This is a genomic window from Candidatus Hakubella thermalkaliphila, assembly GCF_013281975.1.
Classification (GTDB): Bacteria; Actinomycetota; Humimicrobiia; order Hakubellales; family Hakubellaceae; genus Hakubella; species Hakubella thermalkaliphila.
Window position 1 is genome coordinate 1 of record NZ_BLRZ01000159.1, and the last position, 3,014, is coordinate 3,014.

Genomic DNA, 3,014 nt, shown 5'->3' on the forward strand with positions numbered 1-3,014 from the left:
GCAGGTGGCAAGGCCTTCAAAGCGGTGCAAATAGGCGGCCCTTCAGGCGGCTGTCATTTCCTACTATATCGTGCTGGATAAGTGTAAAGCCTGCATGATTTGCCTTCGGAAGTGCCCCGTCGGAGCGATTACAGGAGCTAAGAAGGAAGTGCATGTAATAGACCAGGATAAGTGTAACCGATGTGGAGTATGCCTGAGTGTATGCCCGGAGCGATTCAGCGCTGTGGAATGTGTTCCGGGGCGACTAAATAATGGAGGTGAAAAATGAGTGGCACTGTCACTATTGATCGAAAAGTGTTATCAATCAATGGGGAAGAGAACATCCTGGAGCTAATTCGCAAGGCAGGTGTGGATCTGCCGGCCTTCTGTTACCACTTCGAACTAGCGGACTTTGGCGCATGCCGCATGTGCATAGTGGAAGAAGAGAAGATGGGATTCATTGCTGCTTGTCACACTCTCCCGGCCGATGGCATGGTCATTCGTACCACTACCCCCCACTTGCAACGAATGCGCCGCACCATTCTGGAACTGCTCCTGGCCGATCACGATCGTGATTGCGCCATCTGTGAGGAGAGCGGCCAGTGCCGGTTGCAAGAATTGACACTTCGCTTCGGAATAGATAATATTCGGTTCGGCAAAGATAGCGAATCTCTCCCGCGAGACGAATCGAGTGCCAGTCTGGTACGGAATCCGAATAAGTGCGTGCTGTGTGGAAACTGTGTGCGTAACTGTCGCGAGATTCAAGGCATAGGGGTGCTGGACTTTGCCTACCGAGGTGCGAAAGTGCAAGTAATGCCGGCATTTGGCAAATCTATGGCCGAGGTGGAATGTGTGGGATGTGGCCAGTGCATCCTGGCCTGCCCTACCGCTGCGCTGAGGATAAAATTCGAAATAGATGCTGTCTGGGACGCTTTGAATGACCCGGGTAAGCGGGTCATCGTTCAGACAGCCCCGGCAGTGCGCGTCGCCCTGGGCGAGGAGTTCGGGGGGAAAGCGGGCGCTATCAGCACCGGTAAGATGGTCGCTGCCCTGCGCCGGCTAGGATTTCACGAAGTCTACGATACTTGTTTTGGCGCTGATTTGACAGCGATGGAGGAAACGACCGAATTTCTCCATCGTTTCGAAAAGGGAGAGAAGCTACCGCAATTTACCAGTTGCTGTCCGGCGTGGGTAAAGTACGCCGAGCACTTCCACTCCGAACTCCTGGGGCAACTTTCCACCTGCCGCTCACCTCACCAGATGCTCGGCTCACTGCTTAAGAAGTTCTATGCCCCGGAACAAGGGCTCTCTCCGCAGGATCTCTTTGTGGTTTCGGTGATGCCTTGCACAGCCAAGAAGTTCGAGGCCAGGCGACCGGAATTCACTACTGAGGGAAGCCCCGATGTGGACGCCGTTATTTCGACCCACGAACTGGCCCGCATGATCCGCGAAATGGGCATCGTCTTTGAAGAACTGGAAGAGGACTCCTACGATTTGCCATTCGGATTTGCCAGTGGTGCCGGCACCATCTTCGGCTACTCCAGCGGGGTGAGCACCGCGGTGGTGCGCACCGCGATCTACAAGTTGACCGGGAAAAGGCCGCCGCTCGATTTTACCTTTACTCCAGTAGAGGGATTCCCTAATGTGACCGAGGCCATTGTGCCTCTGGCTGAAGGAGAGATCCGCATATCTACAGTGCACACTTTAGGGGCCGCCAAGAAGTTGATCGCTGCCTTGCAGGCGGGCAAAGTGTCCTACCACCTGGTAGAGGTAATGGCCTGCCCCGAAGGATGCATTGGCGGCGGTGGACAGCCCCTTTCCCGTGATATCCAGGCTCGGCCGAAACGGACACAGGGGATGCGAGGAGCAGACCGATTGAAGCAGATACGAACGGTACAGGATAATCCATTCATCGAGGAGCTTTACCAGCGATGGCTGAAGCAGCCGGGAAGCGACGCTGCCCACCACGCGCTGCATACTACTTATGCCTCACGCCGGCGTGTATTTGGGCAATTCATCCCTGTTGTGGCCGCCGAGCGACCCACCGTGGACATCAAGGTTTGTGTCGGCACCAGTTGCTACCTGCGAGGGTCTTATGGTGTGATACAAAAATTGATCGACTTGATTGAAAAACAGCAGTTGACCGATCGCGTCAACCTGGAGGCCACTTTCTGTCTGGAGCAATGCGACCGCGGGCCATCGGTAGTTATTGATGGACATTTGCTGGAAGGAGTGGCCGAAGAACGCCTTACGGCAATCTTTGAGGAGATGGTGGTGAAAGCTCTGGCATAGATATTTTTGAGAAAGCGGCGCTTTTTTGTCCTGCGGTAAGGAGCATTACTTCTGAAGGCAAGGGGGAGAAGGTGAATTAGAGATCCCAACCTTGGCGCAGGAAAAGCGAAGGTTGGGATTTTCTATTTGTAAGAGCGAGGGTTGCCATGGAGAAAAGACTGGGGTTTGCGGGCATAATCATTGAAGACCGACGAAAAACAGCGCCCCGGGTAAATGAGATACTCTCTGAGTTCGGAGATATTATCGTTGCCCGGATGGGGCTTCCTTACCATAAGAAGAACTGTTGTGTCATTACACTTGTTGTCGATGCAACAACCGATGAGTTTGGGGCTCTTACCGGTAAGCTTGGTCTGGTTGAGGGGGTTTCAGTGAAATCAGCTTTAAGCAAGGGCAAGTAGAGATGGAAAAGACGCCGAAATCGCTACGGTTACAGATAGGATTATTTGGGAGGACTAACGTAGGGAAGTCGAGCTTACTCAACATGATTGCTGGACAGGATGTGGCAATTATCTCCTCTATGCCCGGGACGACAACTGATGTGGTGGAGAAGACGATGGAACTGCTGCCGCTCGGTCCGGTTGTGTTTTTGGATACTGCCGGACTGGATGATAAATCTATCCTTGCTGAAGCCAGACTCAAGAAAACACATAAGATTTTCGACCGTGCTGATGTTATCTTGCTCCTGACAGAACCTGACATCTGGACCGAATACGAGGAATATATAATAGAAGAAGCAAAAAGGA

At 52.9% G+C, this 3,014-nt stretch carries 4 protein-coding genes; all 4 read left to right on the forward strand.

The features are described from left to right. Positions 1-70 precede the first annotated feature (70 nt). Positions 71-268 (forward strand): 4Fe-4S binding protein, encoded by a 198-nt coding sequence (locus tag HW443_RS10220; RefSeq protein ID WP_258189794.1) that lies wholly within the window; start codon positions 71-73, stop codon positions 266-268. After that, on the forward strand, positions 265-2,271 hold the full coding sequence (locus HW443_RS10225; RefSeq protein WP_176238155.1) for a [FeFe] hydrogenase, group A: 2,007 nt from the start codon (positions 265-267) through the stop codon (positions 2,269-2,271). Before HW443_RS10220 ends, HW443_RS10225 begins: the two co-directional genes overlap by 4 nt. A gap of 146 nt (positions 2,272-2,417) precedes the next feature. Then, the gene (locus HW443_RS10230) at positions 2,418-2,669 is read left to right on the forward strand and encodes a TM1266 family iron-only hydrogenase system putative regulator (protein WP_176231386.1); all 252 of its coding nucleotides are present in this window, start codon (positions 2,418-2,420) and stop codon (positions 2,667-2,669) included. Between the two features lie 2 nt (positions 2,670-2,671). Continuing rightward, a partial coding sequence (locus HW443_RS10235) for a GTPase (RefSeq protein WP_176238156.1) occupies positions 2,672-3,014 on the forward strand: 343 nt, incomplete at its 3' end.